This window comes from Aeribacillus sp. FSL K6-2833 (genome assembly GCF_037965815.1).
Taxonomy (GTDB): domain Bacteria; phylum Bacillota; class Bacilli; order Bacillales; family Aeribacillaceae; genus Aeribacillus; species Aeribacillus composti.
The window spans coordinates 2,349,831-2,370,442 of the sequence record NZ_CP150189.1; the positions used below are offsets into that span (position 1 = coordinate 2,349,831).

Sequence of the window (20,612 nt, forward strand, 5' to 3'; positions counted from 1 at the left end):
GTTGAGTAAGAAGAGGGGGTTAGAGATGGAGTATTTTGCATTAGTTAAAAGATTAGACCCGCATATAGAAGAAGAAGTCACCTTAGAGGTGGAAGGAATTGAATTTACAGGCTTCTCTTCTGTATGTCCCTATGAAATTGAAGTAGGAAAAAGTTATCCTGTCTCAATCGGTTTTACAATTTTAGATGAGTTAGAGATTAGAGTAATATACGATGAGAAGAAGAATTGGAGCGTATTGGCTCGGGTTACTATATTCGAGGTATTTTAAATAAGGACTCAATAGACGCAGGAATAACGATCCTAGATGAAGATGAGTATTTTGCTGATTATCTAGGTTTAATTGGAAAGTATTTGGAGTTGCAAGTTTTTAAAAAGATCGGATTAACCCCCGAGTTTTGGATATAGTTACTCTTAGTCTATCTTTTTCTTAAAATAGTTTTTTTTGGTGGCCATGCAGATCCAGGTGGAACATTTGCTATAACCTCTCAGGCAGTCAATAGGATACAGACTAAAATTGACTTAGCTTTACTTCCAGAGTGGAAAATACAAAAAACTATAAAGGTGTAATTGAAGTTCCAACAAGAGCTGTATTCGTATAACAGTCAAGTAATAGTGATGTTGTTGATGATCTGTGATTATCCCTGCGACTGCAGAGCATTCGCATACAAGGCAGCTTAGTTAAAAATGGGGTGTTTCGTACACGACTATTTCTTCAGACGGATCTTAGTTAGGATTAAACTCTGTAACTCCTTCACCATAAGCGATGTCGGACGGGTTTCAATTCCTCATAGTTAAGATAAAAACTGATGACGGTACAAAAACGAATGGCGGCAAATAGCAGTTTCAATTCCTTATAGTTAAGATCTAAACCCTAAAATTGCTTGATAAATCAACATTCGACATGATTTGAAAATTCCTTCTTCTAATTCTCTTGACTTTCTCTTGACTTTTGTAAAACCGTATTTTCTTTTAAACTTAATAAATTTCAGCTGTTTTCTCTTTTTTTCATTTTGTCGTCGACCCCCTACGACTGGAGGTCGACGACACCGGTATGACATTTTTTGCATCTAATCGATGTCGGGATATTCGCGAAAACAGACGTGTTGAAAGCGGCGTATCGTTTCTACTGTGCCGTCGGGCTTTACTTCTTCAACGACTTTTCTTTCCGTTGTGGCATAATACACCGCATAACCGTTCTTTTTGAGCCAATAAACAAGGGAAAAAGTGGCGCCAAATTCCCCTTGAACGATCACTTTATCCCCCTTTGCCAGCTGGTTGGTTAACCATTCTTTGATTTCTTTTAGGAATTCGTTTTGCCACGGACCAACAGGCGGAATATTCATCCATTGCTTTTTTAAGGGTTCAGGAAAATCGATGAAGGATTCAGCGTTGAACCGCTGGCAAAGTTCCTGCTTTTGTCCTTCTGTTAACTTGTGTGACATGATAACCAATACTTTCATTTGCTACGACTCCTCTGGGTTTGTAGTGTGGAATAAGGATACTCACGGGGGAGCTGCTCAATTAATCTCTTTCCATTACTTGAGAAAAAAAGTTTCTCTGTTTCTTTAATGAACTGATGGGCTTTAGTGATGACATCTTCGCTATTATTTTCAGATAAAAACCCGGCATGGGCGATGTCATTGCGAAATTTAGAAACACATTTGTAAAGTTTATGCATTTTCTGATAATGCTCGTTTGAATTTGTTTGTAAATAATGATTAATCAACTTTTTAATGTTATCCCGAACTATACGTTTCCCAACATCTAAGTTTCTTTCCACTTTGCTATAAACATAGGCCACATGGGTAATCATCGATTCTGCTAGACAAATATAACCGTTGGCATACCGTTTATGATCAAAAAACCACTTTGCCAATTGGAATTGGAATTTGGCATCAGTGTCAGCTCCTTTAAAATAATCAAAAAAACGATTCAAATGTGGTTTAAGGTACGGGAAAATTGGTAGACCGTTTTTATGCTCGTATCCTTTTTCAAAATTGGAGCGAAATTGATCCACTTTACTTTTTAAACTTTTAATGTGGTTTAAATCCGCCAAATTGGATATATGTTTTAAGCTTTCTTTATAACTCTCATGATCGATTAACTCAGCGAAAAGATCCGCATGACCATAATGAATAAATTCATAAACCCCCCGAGTCCATTGGGTCACTTCAAACAACGCCTTCAAATCAACAACAGGAGTCACATTATCGTTTTTTGCTTCCAACATGCCATAGTATACACCCGACAGCTGAATGTTTTCGTCCTTTCGCAAGGTTTGCACAAAGTCAATCAACACAAACAAAAACAGGGGAATCGAACGAAAGGAATGAGTGATGTCTAAATACACTTCATCACCGGGCTTGATAAGCTGGCTAAATTCCATAAAGATCAGAAAATTTTTTATAATCTCTTCTGTATTTTTTCCATTTTGAATCAGCTTACAACAAGATCCCCCAGTTGCTGAAGGGTTCATTTTTTTCAAATAACGGTCAATCGCTTCATTGACACAGGTCAGATCTGCTTCCGTTAGCGTTCCCTTTGATTTTTTTTCATCAAGTTCTAAGTACACGTCTTCTCCATACGAATTTTCTTTTACTTCACCAAAATAATAATAAACTTCCTCCCACATCGACTGATCCGTTCCAATCATAAAAATTTTATCCAATTGCAGATGTTCACTTAATGCCGATGTGATAAACGAAGTGTCATACCCCTTATCACTGTTTGCAAATTTATAAGTAGTTTTTATGTATTTTCCTCCAGCGGTTGTTTTTTCTTTTTCCCGTATCCCTTTACCGAGGGGCGAGATGAGTACTTTTGCCATTATTTGATCTCCTCTCTATTCTTTCATGACATGCCCCCACCATCTCCCTATACTTGATGGGGGCACGGGTAAATTCTCTCAAACAAAAGCTTCTTTTGAAAAAATGAAGGAAACGCTTTAACGCTTAACAGAGATTATTATTTTTCTTGTCGATATATTTTTTTCAACTGATCCGCAAGGGCAGTGTTTATACTTTGAGTCCGATCGTTTACTTTGTGTTTATTGGAACAGTTTGATGGATTTTTCTTTTTTGTTTTGTACGACTGGTGATTATTTTTTTGCTTGCTTTGACGTTGCTCTTTTTCGTTATTGAGCAGCGATTGAACAGTCGGTAATACGAGGGTTTTTTTATAATTATTTAAAGGCATGTAATTCATTTTACTATGCGGAAGCGGCGACCAGTCTTTCATTTTCAAGAAAATCCTAACACTTTCCTGCTGTTCAATATCAATGCCGAATGTTTTTTGTACATATTGCTTATACTTTTCAATGTAATCAGTCGGCGAAACGAGCTTCATCTTTAAATCGAAAAAGGTGGATAAATGATATAAGCTCGCCTCATTTTTGTAAACGAAAACGGAGAAATGATCAAAGGCAACGATGCCGTAACCATACGGCTTACCCATACCCATTTGATGGTATTTCGGTCCTTGAAGGGACCAGAGCAACAGTCCCAGTTCATCTTCATAAAGCTGGTCAAAACGAATTTTTGCCCTAAATGTCGTTCCTTTTCGTAACAAATGAAGTTTCTGTAAAACGTTTTTATTTTCAGAACTTTGACTTTTTTGTTCTGTTTTCAGCCAATATTGTTTTAACCCCCGCAGTTCAGCGGAATCATCATTATAAGTCCAGCGAATTTTGGAATCAGGCTGTTTTAAATACATGCCGATCGCCGAAGCTCGGGGCTGTCCTAAAATGACATCCACCGTTTCCTCTCCGCTTTCCGACATCACCTTCGCATTGAGAAATGACAGTCTTGAAGCGTAACTTTTCTCTTCTGAATCTTCTTGAGAAGATTCAGGCATCACTTGTTGAGTAAAGCCGAATAACGCCTTTGCATAATCAATGGCTACATCCGTCTTTTGCAAATGTTTAGGCAGCAACTTTTTGGTTGACCAGTTATACTTTAGTCGCAAATAAGGGCTAAAACCAAAATATACGCGACTATTCAAATAAATATAAAAACACGGCTTCGCATGTTCAATCCCCTTTTTGTCCGGCAATTTAAAGAATTCTTTTTTCTTCTCGTCATTTTCAAATTTTTTGCTACGAAACTCATAATCAGCTTGATACGCCTTTACATCTGCCGGATCAATTTTGATGGGAGTTGCTTCTTTGTCAATGTCATTGATCACATAAGCGGTTTTTTTATTTTTCATAGTCCCTGAAAAAATCAATTTGCCGTCAAATGCTAATTTTTCCTTTTTCGATGTATCGAGGCGAACCACTTTTCCATTTTTATCGACTGAAAAACTAACATTACAAATTTGGAATCCTTCTTTGATCTTCTTTCTTAAAAACGGAAAACTACTTTGGTGGCATTTATAATACGTAAAACCCTTCCTTCCCCCGTCCGATCTCGCCTGATAGATGACATATTGGCCGTCGCTTTCTTTGACGATATAACCCGCTCGAACATTTCTTGCGCCATGATCCTCTCTATCTGTTTCATTCCCTGAAAAGCCAAGAATACTGCGATATTCTTTTCGCACATGTTTATTCCCAGCAACAGAACGGTAGTAAAACGATTCATCTTCAATTTGTTCCGCCCAGTTGCTTAATGAAAGGACGCTAAGGGTTTGGCGAATCAAGCCCCTTAACGATGATCCGGGAATTTCATACTTCCCGTCCACATTTTTCACAAAATACCTAGGCTCATTTTCCTTGCTTCGATCGGTGCCGTCAGCCACTAGTACGGGAGTTTGAGCAGTGATGTCAAACTCGATTTCCCCGGATAACAAGCCTTTGCCGCTGTTATTACCATCATGACTAGGTAAATCGTCATATCGTGCGTACCGAGAAATAATTCGCTCTGGAAACGGAACAAAGTTATAAGGCGCATAAGCTTCTTCATTCATGATCATAACCACCTCTTTCTCTACTTGAAATTAATCGGGCAAGAATAAGCGATGTAAGCTTGACCGTCTTCATCCCATGCGATTGTTTGGTGAATAATTAGTTTTGTTTTTTTGATTTTTTGTCTGATATGTTTGGATAGATAGTGCTCAACTTCCATTTTTTCCTCTTCTTTAAGCACGGACGGATCATAAGCAGTGCACATCCATTCATCATCCCGTTGCCAAATATGCCACGAGCGCTTGCCGTCAAACGCCCACGCCTCATAAAGGGTTTGCAGGTTTAAAGGTTTTAATAACTTCTCTATTTGCAACTCACTATGATAATAGACAAGAGTATAAGCGTCCGCTGTGACCTCTTTCGGCCAATAAAGTTTATCGCCTTCATTTACAAGAACTGTCGTTTCAAATGGCAAATGTGCCATTTCCATTTCACACCTCCACTGATTCTTTTGCGTGATCAAGCGCCTTTTGCAAATTCTCTAACCAATGGGATTCGTCCTTTATTTGTTTGTCCTTAAAGTTAAACAAAACGTTACCGTCAGCGAATTGGACATGGATGCTGGAAATATCCAAATACCCCCAACCAATCGATGCGCCGCTTCCCACTGTCAATTGCTGCATGCCAAGATCCCGCAAAGCAAACAACAACAATGCCAATACAACTTTATCTTCCGTTGTCATTTCTCCCCCTTTTTTTAGGCGGTAAGTCAAAATTGTTGTAAAAGACCCTTGAACGGTTTTCATGTCCAACAAAGCACCGTTTTTGACACCGCCTGTTAGCGGATTAATTTGGATCCGGTAATACGTCTTTGACTTTTCCTGTTCCAAAAACGTGTCTTCTAACAAAAGATTTCCGCTTCTTTTTGTATGCTCTTGACTGTCCGTTCCAAAAAGTTGCGCTACGTATGTTTCTTTATCTTTCAACTGCATGATGTTTGCAATCCGCTGGATGCGATGACGCAAAACACCCTTAAAGCTAGAAGCAGGAATAATCGCCCGTTCATTTCCATCTTTATCTATTTTCATATAGACCCGATCGGCTTGATCACTATCAAAAGTATTTTGTCCGGCAACTAAAAGAGGGGCTGCTGTTTGACCTTTGATGATAAAACGGATAAACCCTCGATTTCCATCATTTTTTTTAGGCGACCAAGCTGTTTTCTTTTTCGTTTTGTTCACGTAATCGAACAAGTCTTGCTGTTTTGAACAATCATAATGAACAAAATGTCCGTTGACGATAGAAACTTTGCCTCCACCTATGGATTTATCAGCCCCTATGCGGATCGTCCCCTCATTTAACGCCGCGAGCATGTCTTCCACAACATCTTTGTCCGCTTCACACGATGTTTTTAACACGAGCATCACTGTAAAAACAGAACCAGAAGAAACGGTCACTCTCTCAAACAATCCTGATTGAACCGTTTTAGATTTACCATCTAACGCAATTCTCGGCTGCACAAAATACGACTGAGATGTTCTGCAAACACCGTCGCTAAAGATAAGTCGACTTGGTCTCAGTTCATCCCCTATTTTTCCAAATAATTCATTCGCCACATCACTACCAAACGCTTGCTCAACGTAAGATCGACACGCGCCAGCCAATGACGTCCCCGGAAGAAATGGCTTTCCAGCGGCATCCAATAATAAGTCGCCCTCATTATCGCCGATTCTTAACGGCGATTCGGCTCTCAATTCAAAGTTCCACTCAAACACGTGCTGCATGTTGATGCTCCACCTCCCTTTTTTCATTTTTGCTGCGAATGACTTGACGAATCAGTAATTCTAACGCGCGCATGTTCCATTCTGCATAATTCACTTCCACTTGTTCTGCAAGCCTTTGATCAACTTCCCACTTTTGGTCAATTAATTCTAAAATAAAATCTTTTAATTTTTTGTTGCCAACACGCACCCCGTCAAAACTAAGCTTCGATTTAGCCTTTAATCGACGGCTTGTATCTTCCCAAAATTTTTCCCAATAAGTTTTAAGAAAACGAGACGTTCTTTTCTCTTTCGGTTGATGTAAAAACTGTGATGAGTGTTGTAGCAATTTTCCCCATTGAGAGCTTGTCAAATGGTCAGCACCAGTTAACTCCCTTTTCCACTCAGACACTTTCATCCTCATGAAATGGGTTAACATTTCCCTCAATAATCCTTCTTTCAATCGCAATAGCTGTGATCCGTCTTGCTCCTCAATCTTCTGTAAAGGTATAGGCATCCGCACTTCTTCCTTCGCTTCTTTTAAGTAATGATAAGACCAACCCGGCAAAATCATTAAGCGGCCGAAGCCTTCATTTCTCCTTTCTCCAACCCCCCGTTCAGTTAAAGCCATTAACTTGTTGACATCGATCTTTCCCGACTTGACTTCATAATGATAAACCGATCCCGCCTTTACGGCACGAATCATCGGTTGATACGCTTGCCATTGTGAAATATATCCGCCAGTCAATTGCGTCTGCACCACTTGGTTTTTTAACTCAAGGGAAACTCCCAGCTGTTCGCCCAACCACTTGTCATCTAAAGCACTCACCAGTTGTCCAAATTCGTTTCTAATAATCCAATCGGATGTAGCAAGGACATACAGTTCTTGAGATCCGGCCAAATCATCTATATGCACCCACCGCTGCTCAGGATGATCGTTTGCAAACCCGACACGGATGATACAGCGTCCATAGCCGCTGTTTCGTGCCCCTCCAATCCATACGGTTAATTCTTTTTGCTTACAAAGCCAATCGACAAACGGATCACTTTCTTTAACAGAAACAATCGCTTCAAATGTTTGCTTCGGACTAATCGCTTCATAACGGTAAAGATGGCGTTTATCCGCATCATTGCGATTGCCGTTAATGCTCATATGTAAAGAAGATGTCGTTTTCACTGTTTGTCCAGTCAACTGTTGATTTGACTCTAAAAGCATGGCATCTCTTTTGATCTTTACAGGTGAATCTGAACGAATCAAATTCATCTCCTTTTCATCCATAGCATTGTACACTCGTCGAGGATTGGTCGTTTTCTTCTTCGATTCTTCCTTCGTTTCAAACAAATGTTGAGCAAAAGGAAGACTCCGTTCCCCGTTGATTTTTATATAACCATTCCAAAACTGCACTTTGCGATGGTCAAAAATCACTCTCGTATCGAGCTTCTCCGGCGACATACCTGTTGCCTGTAAATAAGTGTGAACAAGGGCCCCCCGCAACACATAACCGGGAATGTAATGGAGCGCGTGGGTAGAATCGCTAGTACCAAGAATGTGGCTAATCTTTAGCGGTTCGCAAACATCGATCGTCAAAGTCAAGTACGGATGACTGAAACCAACTTTTGAAGCGGCGCGTGCTTCTATCTTGTCCATCCCTCTATGCCAATGCAACGTGCAGCGAACGTGACCTTTGCCACGATGGCGCATTATCCCCACATATCGCACCAACTTAACGGCCACCTCTAACAACTCTTTCTCCTCGTCGTTAAGCGTTCCTTGAGTAAAAACCGGCGCATAAAATCGATAACCCGGAAAAACAGCACGAACTTGCCGCAACGAACCGTTCTTCGCTGTACCCGTTTCGTCATCAAGGCTTGTCATTGACCGTACCGTTGTCAGCGCACGCAACACTTGCTTGCGATCAATGCCATTTTCCATCACAAAATCGTATAAATGTTGGCTTAATTTCGCATCGCCAAAACGTAAACTTGAATGATTATGTCTGTGAATCGTGCGATCGGACGAATCAGGACTTCCAAATAATTTGTCTAACGCCCTTTTAGCCTTTGTTGAATCTTCAAACTGCGATAGCTTGCTTACATACCAATCAGCCTGTTCTCGCAACACTCCTTTTAACGTTCGGCCGGCATAATAAGGAAACCCATATTCATCCGTTTGCAAATCGATATCGACCGTCCCCGCTTGATTGCTATTGCCGCCAAACACGGTTTCTGACAACAATTCGATTTCCACTGTTGCAATATGATTCACCCTTCTTTCACCTCACTTAACGGGATAAAATAATCCATTACTTCCAAGGCATCATAGTAATAAGCAACAAGCTTTTCTTTTTTGTCATCTTCCGTCCCATAGACCGAAAATCCATCTTTCGGCGCTAAAAACAACTGATTGGGTCCAATGTCAAATTGTTGTTGAATTTTCCACTGCTCCACCGCTTCTACCCCTTGATGATAAACATCTAGCAGTGCTTTCCATTTGGAGCGAGGGTTTTCCATTTCGCCATTAACAATGACGTTCATGGCATTTAAAAAAGAGAATTGGTAGCTGGCATGATGGCGGATTTTATCGGTTTGTCTTTGCAAATAATAAGGGCGCTGCAACAAGTAACTGCCATCTTCGTTTTCATATAACGATCGGCGCATTAAATCAATGTCAAACTGAAAGTCACCGTCTTTGACAAGATGCCAATCAATTAAAGACGTGTCATACGGTCTTTCCTTCGTTCCCATTCCGAGTTTTTCCCAATTTTCCGAATCGGTTTTTAGCCTTTTTTTCGCATTGGAACATAATTGTTCCGACAATTCATAAGCAAGCCAAAAAGGAAACTTATGTTTGACGATAGCAACACCGGCGCAAGCTTCAAAACTTTGTTTTTCGTTTTGTTCTTGTAAGTATTGAATAAATAGACGGGCACACTCAATTCCTAACTGTCCATATGTAATAAAACAAATATCATCTCCCGCTGCGACAATGGGGCGAAGGGGGACGGTACGTTTTAAATTTTCATCATTTGAGGCATCCTCAGTTCCATAAATGACGCTTGCCCAACGATCATAATCATTCATCAGGTGATGAATCATTTTTTTAAACGCTTGTTTGTATGCATCATCAATCTCTTTTGTAAACGCCTTATATTGATTGATATAATCATCGTTGGATTCAAACGTTTGCTTTAAAAAACTTCCCACTTTGACACCCATGGCATTTCCATCAATATGGACAATCGCCACATAACTTTTCGCCTGATCACTTTTTTGTTGATGAAAAACACTTTCTAATTTTTTTTGATCTAAAAATGAAAAAGTTTCGCTGTTTATCTGTTTATTTAAGTCTTCCAACAAATGCTTCTCAAAAATTGTGTCTCGTGTCTCTCTTCCCATTCTTTCTTTTATTACTAACTCCCTCGCACGCGGGACTTGTGTTTTCATATCTTTATCAAAACTTAATGCACTGGCCGGCAGACCACTATCCGAACAAATGAAATGAATCCCCCACGACAGTTGCTGCACCGCTTGAGAGCGCTTGTTTTTTTTATCCGCCAACGCATCGCGCATTTGAGTAAAAACGCCTTTTTTAACCAATTGACCTTGTTCATTCTTTTTGTCGTACAAGATGTCATTTTCCCAATCGATGCTTTTGGTCACTAAAAATATCTCAATTCCCGGAAAATACTTCAGCGTTCCGCAAGTCAAATGTTTCGCAAACCGCCTCGCATCTTCTTCTTGATCAAAAACGAATACCGCATTCCCGCCACCAACAATTTTTTCCTGTACATTTGGCAATTGAATTTTCACATCTTTAAATAATTGATGGGGCTCTTCCGTTAACTGACGAATGATCGTCGATGCCCCTATATTTTCGATCAATCTGTTTGTGCGAAAAATATAGTTTTGCTTCTGGGAAATTTCATACATCACCAATGTTTTTCGTCCCATGTCAACAACGACCTCCCTTTGTGTATAAAAAAACACCATCAACGATGGCGTTTTAGAGCTTTTGTCGGGCTAACACGTTCATTTCATCAAAAAACGGAGCCAAATTATCTATAAGGTCCGTTAACTCCTTGCTTAACTGATCATAATGAATATCTTCTTTATGTGCCATCTCAGCATGATTGATATTATTTCGGCGTTGGTTAATGAGATCGAGCTTCTTTATATGTTCCACATATTGTTCAAGAAACGAAACAATTCCTTCCATTTCTTTTCGTTGGCTTTCAGTCGGTTCCTTGCTGCCAACATGCCATTGACTTTGATCTATTTTTTTAGAAACAATATTGATGCAACTGCTGACCATATTTCGTTTTTCTTTATCATGGGGATCAAAGCCATTAGCCAAACAAACTGCCGTTAACATATTTTCTTGAAGCAACGTAAACGCTTGTTGCACTAACTGATGTTCCGCGCACCATTTCGTTGCTACGAACGTATCCATAATGATGTTTTGACCTTCAAATTCGGAAATTTTGTCGTGAATTTTATCCAACAATACACCCAACGGCTTAAACTTTTCGATTTCCAACCCTCTAACGTCATCCAACGTTTCTCTCAAGCGCCTAATGCTTTCGGGAATTTTTTTCCACGGCATGTTGCCATATTTTGAGAAAACTCATGCAAATGTTTGGAAAGCATTTTCATTTTTTAAGCTTCTTCATCTCTGCCTTTTGTTTCTTCTAAAATCGGTGATGCTTGATTCATTGTTAATTGCAGAATTAAAGACGTATCCCCAGCCCGCAAAAAGCTGTCCACTCCGTTCATCCAATCTAAAAGCGTCACCATGTTCGTAACGTCAACAATCGGCACAAGACGCTGTTCCGGTGGCATTTTTTCTACTTCTTGCGGTGAACCCAATTGTTCAAAGATACCATAAACGATCTTGCCGATCGTTGCATTTTTCACTAACCGAGCATAATTCAAAACGATGAGAACAATGAACGGAATTGAACGGAAGCTGTGGGTGATATCAAAATAAATTTCATCTCCTTCATGAATTTCTTGAAGTACTGCATCAAAAAGCCGCCATCTCACTGCTTCATCTTGCGAACTTTCTATTTCCACAATTCGGACTTTAGCCTGAGGGCAATTCGTCGAAAAGCAGAAGACAAACCCTCAAGAGGTTCTCCTTTTTTGTTTTTTGAATCTTCCCAATTCTTTTCTTTTGCTTTCTTGGTTAAAAAACCACCACCTCCATATCGCCGTCATCTTTCATTAACTCATAGATGGCGGTTTGCACAAAACGCGTATACGTTGAACGTTTATTTTCATACGTGTAATAACAAGGTTGATACTCCGAAAGTCCCAAAAACGTCTACAACCGTTTACTAGGCATTTTTCCCCACCTCGTTTTTTTTAGTTTTTTCATAGTTTTCTTAACGTCTAACCTGAATCCGTGACATGGCGTTTATCTTTATTCATTTTAATAAATTTTTTGTATTTGTTGTACAACTGTTTCGGTCTTTTTGGTAGGTTTGAAGTTTCGTTATTCTGTTCATCTCTACTAAAGAGTGTAAAACGGCTCCGTATATTCTTTTGAAAGTAGGATAATATGGGCTGTTATTTCCAAAATTCAAATACAACCTTCGCGAATACCAAACCATTTTAGATTTAAGCAGTATTAGATTTTGAATAACGGTTGTCGCTCTTCGACGAAAAACGTTCTTTTTCACGGTTGCATCATGTAACTTAAAGCTTTCTTGCCCAATGAACTGAAAATAACCAAGCAAGATCAATTCATTTGTCGAAAACTTACCAGACGGTCACCGTTCTAAATCTATGTCTGTTTTCAACTCACTATGAAATTGTCCACATGTTCCATATGCATGATAGAGATCCATGATTTCCTCTGGCTCAATCTCCATAGGTCCAGTAATTAATATCAGGAGCGTAAAGGATTTAGATGATTTTATCAATCGTTCGTTCCACAACTTTGTTAGCTTGCCGAAGAGGCTTCTTCATTCCTTTGTCTGTTACGGGAACAGAGCTATAAAAGATACGTTTCCCATCACGCGTAGGAACTTGTTTCCCGATTTGCTCGGCAATCGATAGCCATGTTTCAGGTTTTTCACGTCGTGGGTTTCGTTTCATAATATGATGGACGTTTTCTTTTTTACACTCTTTTAAAGAGTAGATGCTATCATTTCCACCATACAAACGAACAAGAAATGGAATGTCTGTCAGTTGTTTTGAAAAGTAAATAGATTCTTAGAGGAAGGTATCTGTGGTCTTTGAATGTGCTTTTTTCCATCACATAATTTAACGTTGACGACATCCCTTTCTTGTCCAAGATAGGCAAGTTTGGCACAACAGGGGAATCAAACTGTTTAAGCAACGAGACAGGTATTTTAATATAATGGACTGCCGTCCACCTACTTTCGCTGTTTGATCTAAGAGTTGTCGTAAAGTTACACTGGTGAGAACAGATTGCACGCCTAGTACACGATGGACGAATGGGGAATCTCGAAATGTCTCGATATCTTCTTTACTTTGACAGAGAATACCGATATAGGAAGTCATCACCTCTCCATTCGTCATAGAAGGTGAAGATTTTATGTTAGTAACTTTTAAGTTTGAAAAGCGCTTGGATAGTTTGGTTTTCGAGAAAAGTAAACCAATTAAACCTAACCCTGAATGAGTGGATAGGGTTTCATCAGAGTCTTCTAGTATAAATTTTACCATTGTCATAATGCACCTACCTGGTGAAGAGATTTCATGGATCCAAAAGGATGCCTAAACCTATTATAACAAGGTTAGTTAGTGCGATTTTAATCACGGATTCAGGATCTAAATTTAATAGATAAAAATAGATACATATTACTATTCCACCTTTCCTAACAAATTCCTGCATTATTATTGAAATTTCTACATTTTTTAAATTAATTACATATTTTGTCTCATCACCATATTCTGTGATGTTCACACAATTCCGGAAATAAGTTAGCGAGATTGATACTCAATCTAGAGTAGCTCCTTCGTCAGCTTGCAGACCACTAAGTGGGTAGATGGAAGCGGTCAAGTGCTTTCCTTGACGGATTCCATTCTACCAACTACAATGCGGAAAGCTGATGAAGGGCATGGTTAAGCAACCTGATTTTTATAAGTTTTACCTGTACATTCCAAAAATACACGTTGCCGAAATCTTTCAAGGTTTCTGAAGCCAAAAGCACGTCTTTTGATGTTCTTAATCTTATGGTTTGTACCTTCAATCCGGCCATTCGTAAAAGGTGTAAGAAAATATTGTAAAATTTGTGCCTTCCAATTTTCTATCGTCTTGGCAACTTGATGAAATGAAGGAAATGGGCTGCTCCATGCGAGTTGAATCCATTCTTCTAAGAGCGAATCAGCTGTATCATAGTCATTCACTTGGTATATTTCTCTAAAGAGTTCTTTTAGAAAATAGGCATATGACAATTCTGAATGCTCTTTGAGCATCTCGTCTAATTGTTGTTTTTCATTAGCCGTTAACTTTTCAGAACCTTTCAAGAGTTTAAACCGTCCCTTTTTTAGTCCAGGAGTTTTCTTTCTAACTTGGTCAAGTGCATGTGTCACCTTTTGCACCACATGATATTTCTCAATGACGATACAGGCCTCCGGGAATATAGATTTAACAGCTTTATGGAAGGGATCCCACATATCCATAACAATGGTATGAACCCATTTATTAGACAGAATCTTCTTGGCAAGTAAGATCTGAGTTGAATGATAACTCCGTTGATGTTCCATACCAAGCACACTCCCGGATTGGGTATCCATAAGAACTGTTTCATATCGTTGACCCTTTCGGACAGCGATCTCATCAAGGCTAAGGATTAATTCATTGTTTTCTAAAACACTTTCAAGAGTTTCTAAATGCTCCTTCTCTTTTTCTTTAGCAACGGAATAAACTATTCTTTCAACGGTTGTATAAGGTATTTTTTCCTTTCGACTCACTTCTTGGATAGTAGAGCCAATGCACATTTCGTACAGATATTCTCTGTACCGATTGGTCTGATGCTTATTAGGACTGATAGATTCAAATGTTTGTGAAAATACCTCATTACAGTTGTGACAACGGTATCTATACACTCTGACAAATAAGAAAAGGGGCTTACCTAATACGGACAAGTCACGAACCTTTCTTGTCCGCCAGTCATGGACATGACTAGAAAAAAAACCGCAGTAAGAACAGCGTTCTTCTGTAGTATTTTTCTCAACATGTAACAAATTGCAATCTTCAAGAAACACTTGTTTAACAACTTCAAATTCTGGCAAATCTAGTGATACGGAAAACACTTTAGAACCTCCTGTTATGTTAAGTGACGCTAACATTATTGCCAGGAATTCGTGAGTGTTTTCCTTATTTTTTGGGTTAAATCACAAAATGTGGTGAAGAATCCATATTTTTTATGTTATACATTTTTGAATGATTCATAGGAAATTGTTGAGGGCTAAAAAAAGGCTTGCGTGGATAATGGGGAAATTGGCATATCAAACAAATAAGAGGTGTTAAGTAGATTCGGAGTAACACGATGAGCTGATCATTAGTCGCCGTTCATATTGCTCATGCTAAAAAGGAGTACGGAAAATGGCTTCTGAAAAGCAATCAAGGTCTGGCTTGTTAACTTCTGACATCAATCGTGCCATGTTCAATGAAATTTCCACTATACGTCAAGATCCATCCATATGGAAGTGTGAAGAAGAGCGATTTGAATCTAAAAAATTAGCTTTCACAGTACAAAAAACAGAGCTTAAGTTTTTAGAATATAAAGAAAAACTCGGGACGGATATACTGTTCCGAGTCAACGGTTTAAAATTGTACACGATCATAAGTGACTTAGAATTAATAGAAAGCGTTACGATGAATTTAAAATTGATGAACATAACACTTGGCTTTCATTACCTATCACCTGCTTAGATAGCTCCGGTAAGGTTCTTTTAATTCCACATCCTCGTACATGAAACCGTTCGATAGCGAGTTCGCTTCAGTTACTTATTTTTCATTCCCCATTATCGTTATATACTTTGCGTACACTTCAGGGATTGTTACTTGTTTTCCTTGTTACTTGTTTTCCCGAAGACTGATAAGTTTTTAATCCCTTGATGGTTCCCCAAAAAGTAATCATTTCATTTTCAAGCAGATGGCTTTTTTTGTTTGCATTTCGGTAATTCACGACTATCGCATTTTTCCAAACGCCGTCTATACTTTTATCGACGTTCACTTTAAAAGTAATGTTGTTCCCATGTTCAATAATTTGAATAACTTTTCCTGTGAATACAACCTTTTTATTTTTGTAAGCACCAGGATTTTTCGCCAAATTTAAGTAATGAATTTGTACTGCTTCATCCATATACTCCTAGAAATCTTTTTTGACAGGAGCAGCCACAGCCGGGGTCTTTTTACTTTCTTCTTTCATATTTTCATTATTAAGTGTTTCATTTCAGAATACAGTCCATCCCCATAGACCAAAATATTGCTGGAAGCACAACGAATAACACCAGGTGAATGAGCGAGGATATACGATTTTTTTCGATATATTTCGCATCACGGTTTTGTCTTATCTTTTCATATTTCTTCATCTGTTAACAGCTCAACACCGCGCAGCTGACCGATTTTTATTGATCTAGACCTGATAAAATCGGATATTCCAAAAGTACAAGCATAAATGACAAATATAGTAATAACAATGAGAAACGTTGAAATCTCACCTGTTTGCTGACATACATACAACCCGAGTCGAGCTTCAGCTTTCAGCAAAATACTGAGTTTTGGTTTTCTAAAAAATATCGAAAGATGACTGACAACACTTCCGCTACGATAAACAGTTCCCAATGATATGCCAGAATCGCAATCCTAAGCCCATTCTCCTTTCATCCTATTTATGCTGGCCCGCACTTTTCTTTGAACTTGGCAGCTTTTAATGGATTCGATTTTCAACTTGATTTATCCAGTTTAAATCCGCCTCTAAATGCAATAAAATACCGGTGATCAATAAATATTTGCTTTCGTCACCCTGAAGCAGCAGCTCTGTTTTTAATTTGGTCAATTCCATCACTTCTTTAATCACCACCGCTTTTTGCTGTTCAAGCATTTTCTTTTCCTGAGCAAAATTAATTTTGCGGGCACAGCTCCATTTAAAGAAAAAATCTTCTTTTGTCGTGGTGTATGGCACCGGTTCCAGCAACCATTTTTCCAACTCATCTTTACCTTTTGGTGTTAACTCGTATAATTTTCTTTCCTGATCGTCCATTCCCGCGGACGAGACAAGTTGATCACGAATCAGGCGATCAAGCGTAGTATAGATCTGACCGGGATTAATTTTGCCTTTAATGCCAAAAAGGGAATCCAATTCTAATTTCAATTCGTATCCATGATGTTTTTTTTGGTATAACAATGTCAAAATTCCATATTTAACTGACAAGTTGTCAACCTTCTTTCAGTGATGATTGGATATCTATTTTGCTGGCACTTTGGCTTGCCATCCAAGCGGCGCATAGACTCAACACAACACCGGATATCACTGCCATTATCATATTACTGTATGGCAGCTTGAAAGACATAAATCCGTCCATGAGTTCTGACTGACTTGTTACATAGATTAAGATCAACCCAGCTGCTATTCCTCCGATAACTCCGGATAACCCAACGAGCAAGCCTTCGGCGATAATCATATTTCTAACCTGTTGTTTAGTAAACCCAAGAGCACGCATCGTTCCGATCTCGAAAACGCGTTCCAGCGTGTTCATCAAAAGGGTGTTGGCTGTGCCGATACTGGCTAACCCGATGATCATAAACAGCAACATCAAGATCAGTTCATTCATACCGGAAATTGTTGAAGTAGTGGACTCAATTTCATCTTCAACCGTTTGAACCTTTGACAGATGATCGCGGAAATCAGACCATACCCGATCTCGGATGGAACTGGTCGCTTCGTTGTCAACAGTAAGCAGCAAATCAAAGCCTTTTGTCCATCCAAATTCCTCCTTAAGACGTTCCTCATCCATAAACGCGACATAACCGGAATAATGCGATGTTTTGACAACTCCAACCACCTCATAAGATTGTTCACCATTTGGCGTATTCATCCGAATGCTCTGCCCGATCTCCCCGCCCCATTCATCAAATGCGCGTTCACCAAGAAGCACAGCATTTTGCTGTTTTAACCGGTTATACAGTTTTTCCTCATGTTGATCGGCAAATAACGACGGACCATCTTCACTTACGGCAAAAACAGAAAATTGTCTGCTTACGCCGTCAACCGTTTCCCACGTAATCGGGGTCGCTTCCATTAATGGCTCAACGCCTAGAACTCCATCATAAGAACGCAGTTTCGTTATATCTTCTGTAGACCAAGGCGCTTCAGACGTAAGTCTCATATCTCCCCCATACGTATTCCTGATTTCTTGTTCATATCCTTCCGGAGCTGATTCCACCACCGCACCAAGCAATAAAATAACCGAAATTCCGATGCCGAGTATTGCTGCCGTATTTGCATTTCGATTGATTTGTTGAAAGAGGCTTTTGGCAGCCAAACTCCCCGCATAATGAAAAAGAAAATTTAAAACAGGTTTTATGATTCTGCTTAAACCGGCCAACAACAAAGGAAACAAAAGAATGACACCTGCTAAAACGGCCGCATAAGTTACAGAGTGGTCGATAAACACAAAGCATAGAAGCACCAAGCCAACTACAGCTCTAATCAGCAGAGGTCTTGATGATCCCTTCGATTGGCTGGCCATTTTTAACGTCAATAAAATCGATGTTCTGCCTGCATGATAAATAGGGAAAAGCGAAAACAGAACAGGGAACAGCACTCCAACAGTCACCGCCATAATCGCCGGCAATCTCCAATTTAAAGTATAAACTATATCAAATTGGAGCATGCTGAGCAGTTCCTGCATAAACAGATCACCGAGCCATATACCAAGAGGAACACCGATGGCTGTACCGATCAATGACAAAAGTACGATTTCAATGAGCACAAGCTTAGACACAGAACGTTGTGTGTAGCCGAAGCTTTTCATTATAGCAAATTCTTTTTTTCTTTCGATCACGCTTGTATAAATTGTGTTAAAGACAATAAAACCGCTGACTAACATCGATAAACCGGCAACAATATAAAAGAAGGTATAGAGGCCGCTAATATCGTTGTTCTGAAGGTCATCTGCTACAACAGGCTGTATGAACACACCTGACCCACGGAACTGCTGCTGTAAGGAATGAAAGAGGTCCTTGCCATCGCCGTTGACCTGAAACCGCATATAAGAAATCTCATCATGTTTGCCTGTCCATTCTCTTAACATATCGAGTGGAACTAAAACCCGAAAACTAGTTGATTCAGCACTGTCCCAATCACTAGGACTTGCAAGCAGCTGCGTATACTCAACAATAGCAGAAACTTTTGCCTCTCCCAAACCTTCAAACCGAACCGTATCCCCAACCTTTTTTCCTAAAAGGGTTGCAACAGTTTTCGGCAATATGACCCCTTCATTATCCAAACTGCCTTCAATCACAGGAAGCACCAGTAACGGGCTGTTTTGGTCACTGACTCCGATAATTCGTACAGATCTTTGACTTAAAGAGTGATCGTCTTCAAGTTCAAAGAACGCTTGCTTTTGGAGAACAAGCAGCATATTCGTAACATCGGGATCATCTTGAACAGGCTCAATCATTTTTTCCGGATAAGTATGCTTATCGCTTAAAACCCAATAATCTGCATTGGCTACATACATATCTGTGTAGTAATTAAAAACGTCTCTAGTTGTTCTATCGGCTACCAGCATAGCGGTGATAAAAGATGTTCCCAGTATAATCGCAAACAAGGTAAAGAAAAACCGCTTTTTGTTATGTGTGATATTACGCCATGAAATTCGCCAAATATTTAGCATAGTCGCCCTCCTCCCTCGATACCACCTGATCGATGCCTCCGTCCCTGAAAAGAATAATCCGGTCCGCAAATCCGGCTGCAAAAATATCATGAGTAACCATCACGATCGTTTGTCTGTTTTCACGATGGAAGACTGTCAATAGCCGGAGAATTTCTTCTGCATTGGCTCTGTCCAAATTCCCTGTCGGTTCATCCGCTAATAAAACAGTCGGGCTATTTACGAGTGCCCTGGCGATAGCAACACGCTGCTGTTGACCGCCACTGAGCAAATTGGCGCGTTTGCGATGAAGTCCTTCCAATCCTACCGCCTGAATCAATTCTTGGATCACCCGACTCTTCTCCTTTGTCAGTTTGCCGTCGGCATGAAGTGGAAACGCAATATTTTCTTCTACAGTTAAAGTCGGAAGCAGTTGATAATTTTGAAAAACGAACCCCAGTTTTTGTCTTCTGAATATCGTTCTTTCTTTTTCGCTCATCTTATTTAAATATTTCCCGTCAATTTGTATATCTCCAGCGGTCGGTACGTCAAGACCTCCCATCAGTTGCAGCAAAGTGCTTTTTCCGGAGCCACTGGGTCCCATTATCGCTACGAATTCGCCTTTTTTAATATTCAAATCGACGCCTTTCAACACCCGTGTTCTCTCTTGCCCCTGCAAAAATTCTTTAGTGAGATTGCTAACTTTAATCATAGCGTTCGCTCCATTCTATTATTCGTATTGTCAAAAATTTTCATATAAAATCACTATATTTCATTATCGTCAGTGCCTCGCTCTATCAATTGTCCACAGCGCGACGCTCCCTCCGATTTTCACTATGCCACCAGCACCGAAAATAGTGTGTAATCGTCTTAATGGCTGATAGAACAAACGATCTGCCTTTTGGTTTAGGTTAGCCCTTAAAACCCTCCACAGATGAAGTGAACTCTGAATTCGACAATGGTTTTAAAAACTTTTTTGGCATGCTTTTCTGTTCCCTTTGCCCTTGACGTCAATGTCAAAACTATTGGCGCTTTTGCCAATAGTAATTGCATGGCATTTCCACCTAATTAATGGAAATAACTATGAACATCTACTGAGTTTTCAAGGACTTTTGACACTACCTCAATTATTTCATCTGCTTTTATACACCCATTAT

17 protein-coding genes are annotated in these 20,612 nt (G+C 39.5%); 2 read left to right on the forward strand and 15 right to left on the reverse strand.

Annotated elements, in window-relative coordinates; translation table 11 throughout:
* Positions 1-25: 25 nt before the first annotated feature.
* Positions 26-268, forward strand: a complete 243-nt coding sequence (locus tag NSQ94_RS11460) for a hypothetical protein (protein WP_339229126.1) — start codon at positions 26-28, stop codon at positions 266-268.
* Between the two features lie 799 nt (positions 269-1,067).
* On the opposite strand, the gene csx20 is transcribed toward NSQ94_RS11460, so the two are convergent.
* From csx20 to NSQ94_RS11515, 11 genes are all read right to left on the reverse strand, one after another.
* A complete protein-coding gene (gene csx20 / locus NSQ94_RS11465; protein ID WP_339195163.1) occupies positions 1,068-1,460 on the reverse strand; it encodes a CRISPR-associated protein Csx20 in 393 nt (130 codons plus the stop codon).
* A complete protein-coding gene (gene csx2 / locus NSQ94_RS11470) occupies positions 1,457-2,827 on the reverse strand; it encodes a TIGR02221 family CRISPR-associated protein (RefSeq protein WP_339199690.1) in 1,371 nt (456 codons plus the stop codon). The genes csx20 and csx2 (NSQ94_RS11470) overlap by 4 nt, the downstream gene beginning before the upstream one ends.
* A gap of 137 nt (positions 2,828-2,964) precedes the next feature.
* Entirely contained in the window at positions 2,965-4,905 is a 1,941-nt protein-coding gene (locus NSQ94_RS11475; RefSeq protein WP_339229128.1) for a TIGR03986 family CRISPR-associated RAMP protein, read from the reverse strand.
* 20 nt (positions 4,906-4,925) lie between these two features.
* A complete protein-coding gene (locus tag NSQ94_RS11480; RefSeq protein WP_339229130.1) occupies positions 4,926-5,333 on the reverse strand; it encodes a hypothetical protein in 408 nt (135 codons plus the stop codon).
* Between the two features lies 1 nt (position 5,334).
* On the reverse strand, positions 5,335-6,627 hold the full coding sequence (locus NSQ94_RS11485; protein ID WP_339229131.1) for an RAMP superfamily CRISPR-associated protein: 1,293 nt from the start codon (positions 6,625-6,627) through the stop codon (positions 5,335-5,337).
* A complete protein-coding gene (locus tag NSQ94_RS11490) occupies positions 6,611-8,869 on the reverse strand; it encodes an RAMP superfamily CRISPR-associated protein (protein WP_339229133.1) in 2,259 nt (752 codons plus the stop codon). The genes NSQ94_RS11485 and NSQ94_RS11490 overlap by 17 nt, the downstream gene beginning before the upstream one ends.
* A complete protein-coding gene (locus tag NSQ94_RS11495; RefSeq protein ID WP_339229135.1) occupies positions 8,866-10,554 on the reverse strand; it encodes a hypothetical protein in 1,689 nt (562 codons plus the stop codon). Before NSQ94_RS11495 ends, NSQ94_RS11490 begins: the two co-directional genes overlap by 4 nt.
* A gap of 52 nt (positions 10,555-10,606) precedes the next feature.
* Positions 10,607-11,158 (reverse strand): TM1812 family CRISPR-associated protein, encoded by a 552-nt coding sequence (locus tag NSQ94_RS11500; RefSeq protein WP_339229137.1) that lies wholly within the window; start codon positions 11,156-11,158, stop codon positions 10,607-10,609.
* A 101-nt stretch (positions 11,159-11,259) separates the two neighbouring features.
* On the reverse strand, positions 11,260-11,646 hold the full coding sequence (gene csx2, locus NSQ94_RS11505; RefSeq protein ID WP_339229139.1) for a TIGR02221 family CRISPR-associated protein: 387 nt from the start codon (positions 11,644-11,646) through the stop codon (positions 11,260-11,262).
* Positions 11,647-12,510: 864 nt separating this feature from the next.
* Positions 12,511-12,702 (reverse strand): hypothetical protein, encoded by a 192-nt coding sequence (locus NSQ94_RS11510; protein WP_339229141.1) that lies wholly within the window; start codon positions 12,700-12,702, stop codon positions 12,511-12,513.
* A gap of 990 nt (positions 12,703-13,692) precedes the next feature.
* Positions 13,693-14,886: an ISL3 family transposase gene (locus NSQ94_RS11515; RefSeq protein ID WP_339229143.1), complete on the reverse strand. Its 1,194-nt coding sequence runs from the start codon at positions 14,884-14,886 to the stop codon at positions 13,693-13,695.
* A gap of 292 nt (positions 14,887-15,178) precedes the next feature.
* On the opposite strand from NSQ94_RS11515, the gene NSQ94_RS11520 reads away from it, so the two are divergent.
* On the forward strand, positions 15,179-15,508 hold the full coding sequence (locus NSQ94_RS11520) for a hypothetical protein (RefSeq protein ID WP_339229145.1): 330 nt from the start codon (positions 15,179-15,181) through the stop codon (positions 15,506-15,508).
* Between the two features lie 118 nt (positions 15,509-15,626).
* Here the strand turns inward: NSQ94_RS11520 and NSQ94_RS11525 are convergent, their stop codons facing one another.
* The 4 genes from NSQ94_RS11525 to NSQ94_RS11540 form a co-directional block, all read right to left on the reverse strand.
* Positions 15,627-15,941 carry a hypothetical protein gene (locus tag NSQ94_RS11525; RefSeq protein ID WP_339229147.1) on the reverse strand — a complete coding sequence of 105 codons (315 nt, stop codon included), beginning with the start codon at positions 15,939-15,941 and terminating at the stop codon, positions 15,627-15,629.
* Between the two features lie 567 nt (positions 15,942-16,508).
* Positions 16,509-17,012, reverse strand: coding sequence for a PadR family transcriptional regulator (locus NSQ94_RS11530; protein WP_063386906.1), 504 nt, complete (start codon positions 17,010-17,012; stop codon positions 16,509-16,511).
* 4 nt (positions 17,013-17,016) lie between these two features.
* Positions 17,017-19,479 (reverse strand): FtsX-like permease family protein, encoded by a 2,463-nt coding sequence (locus tag NSQ94_RS11535; RefSeq protein ID WP_339229149.1) that lies wholly within the window; start codon positions 19,477-19,479, stop codon positions 17,017-17,019.
* Complete coding sequence (locus NSQ94_RS11540; RefSeq protein ID WP_066249014.1) at positions 19,448-20,167, reverse strand: ABC transporter ATP-binding protein; 720 nt, start codon at positions 20,165-20,167, stop codon at positions 19,448-19,450. Before NSQ94_RS11540 ends, NSQ94_RS11535 begins: the two co-directional genes overlap by 32 nt.
* Positions 20,168-20,612 lie beyond the last annotated feature (445 nt).

What these genes read in the sequence shown, in the direction of transcription:
- NSQ94_RS11510 (WP_339229141.1), bottom strand. Translation starts at nt 12,702, where the DNA reads ATGAAACGAAACCCACGACGTGAAAAACCTGAAACATGGCTATCGATT.
- NSQ94_RS11480 (WP_339229130.1), bottom strand. Translation starts at nt 5,333, where the DNA reads ATGGAAATGGCACATTTGCCATTTGAAACGACAGTTCTTGTAAATGAA.
- csx20 (WP_339195163.1), bottom strand. Translation starts at nt 1,460, where the DNA reads ATGAAAGTATTGGTTATCATGTCACACAAGTTAACAGAAGGACAAAAG.
- NSQ94_RS11525 (WP_339229147.1), bottom strand. Translation starts at nt 15,941, where the DNA reads ATGGATGAAGCAGTACAAATTCATTACTTAAATTTGGCGAAAAATCCT.
- csx2 (WP_339199690.1), bottom strand. Translation starts at nt 2,827, where the DNA reads ATGGCAAAAGTACTCATCTCGCCCCTCGGTAAAGGGATACGGGAAAAA.
- NSQ94_RS11520 (WP_339229145.1), top strand. Translation starts at nt 15,179, where the DNA reads ATGGCTTCTGAAAAGCAATCAAGGTCTGGCTTGTTAACTTCTGACATC.
- NSQ94_RS11475 (WP_339229128.1), bottom strand. Translation starts at nt 4,905, where the DNA reads ATGAATGAAGAAGCTTATGCGCCTTATAACTTTGTTCCGTTTCCAGAG.
- NSQ94_RS11495 (WP_339229135.1), bottom strand. Translation starts at nt 10,554, where the DNA reads ATGGGACGAAAAACATTGGTGATGTATGAAATTTCCCAGAAGCAAAAC.
- NSQ94_RS11485 (WP_339229131.1), bottom strand. Translation starts at nt 6,627, where the DNA reads ATGCAGCACGTGTTTGAGTGGAACTTTGAATTGAGAGCCGAATCGCCG.
- NSQ94_RS11540 (WP_066249014.1), bottom strand. Translation starts at nt 20,167, where the DNA reads ATGATTAAAGTTAGCAATCTCACTAAAGAATTTTTGCAGGGGCAAGAG.
- NSQ94_RS11535 (WP_339229149.1), bottom strand. Translation starts at nt 19,479, where the DNA reads ATGCTAAATATTTGGCGAATTTCATGGCGTAATATCACACATAACAAA.
- NSQ94_RS11460 (WP_339229126.1), top strand. Translation starts at nt 26, where the DNA reads ATGGAGTATTTTGCATTAGTTAAAAGATTAGACCCGCATATAGAAGAA.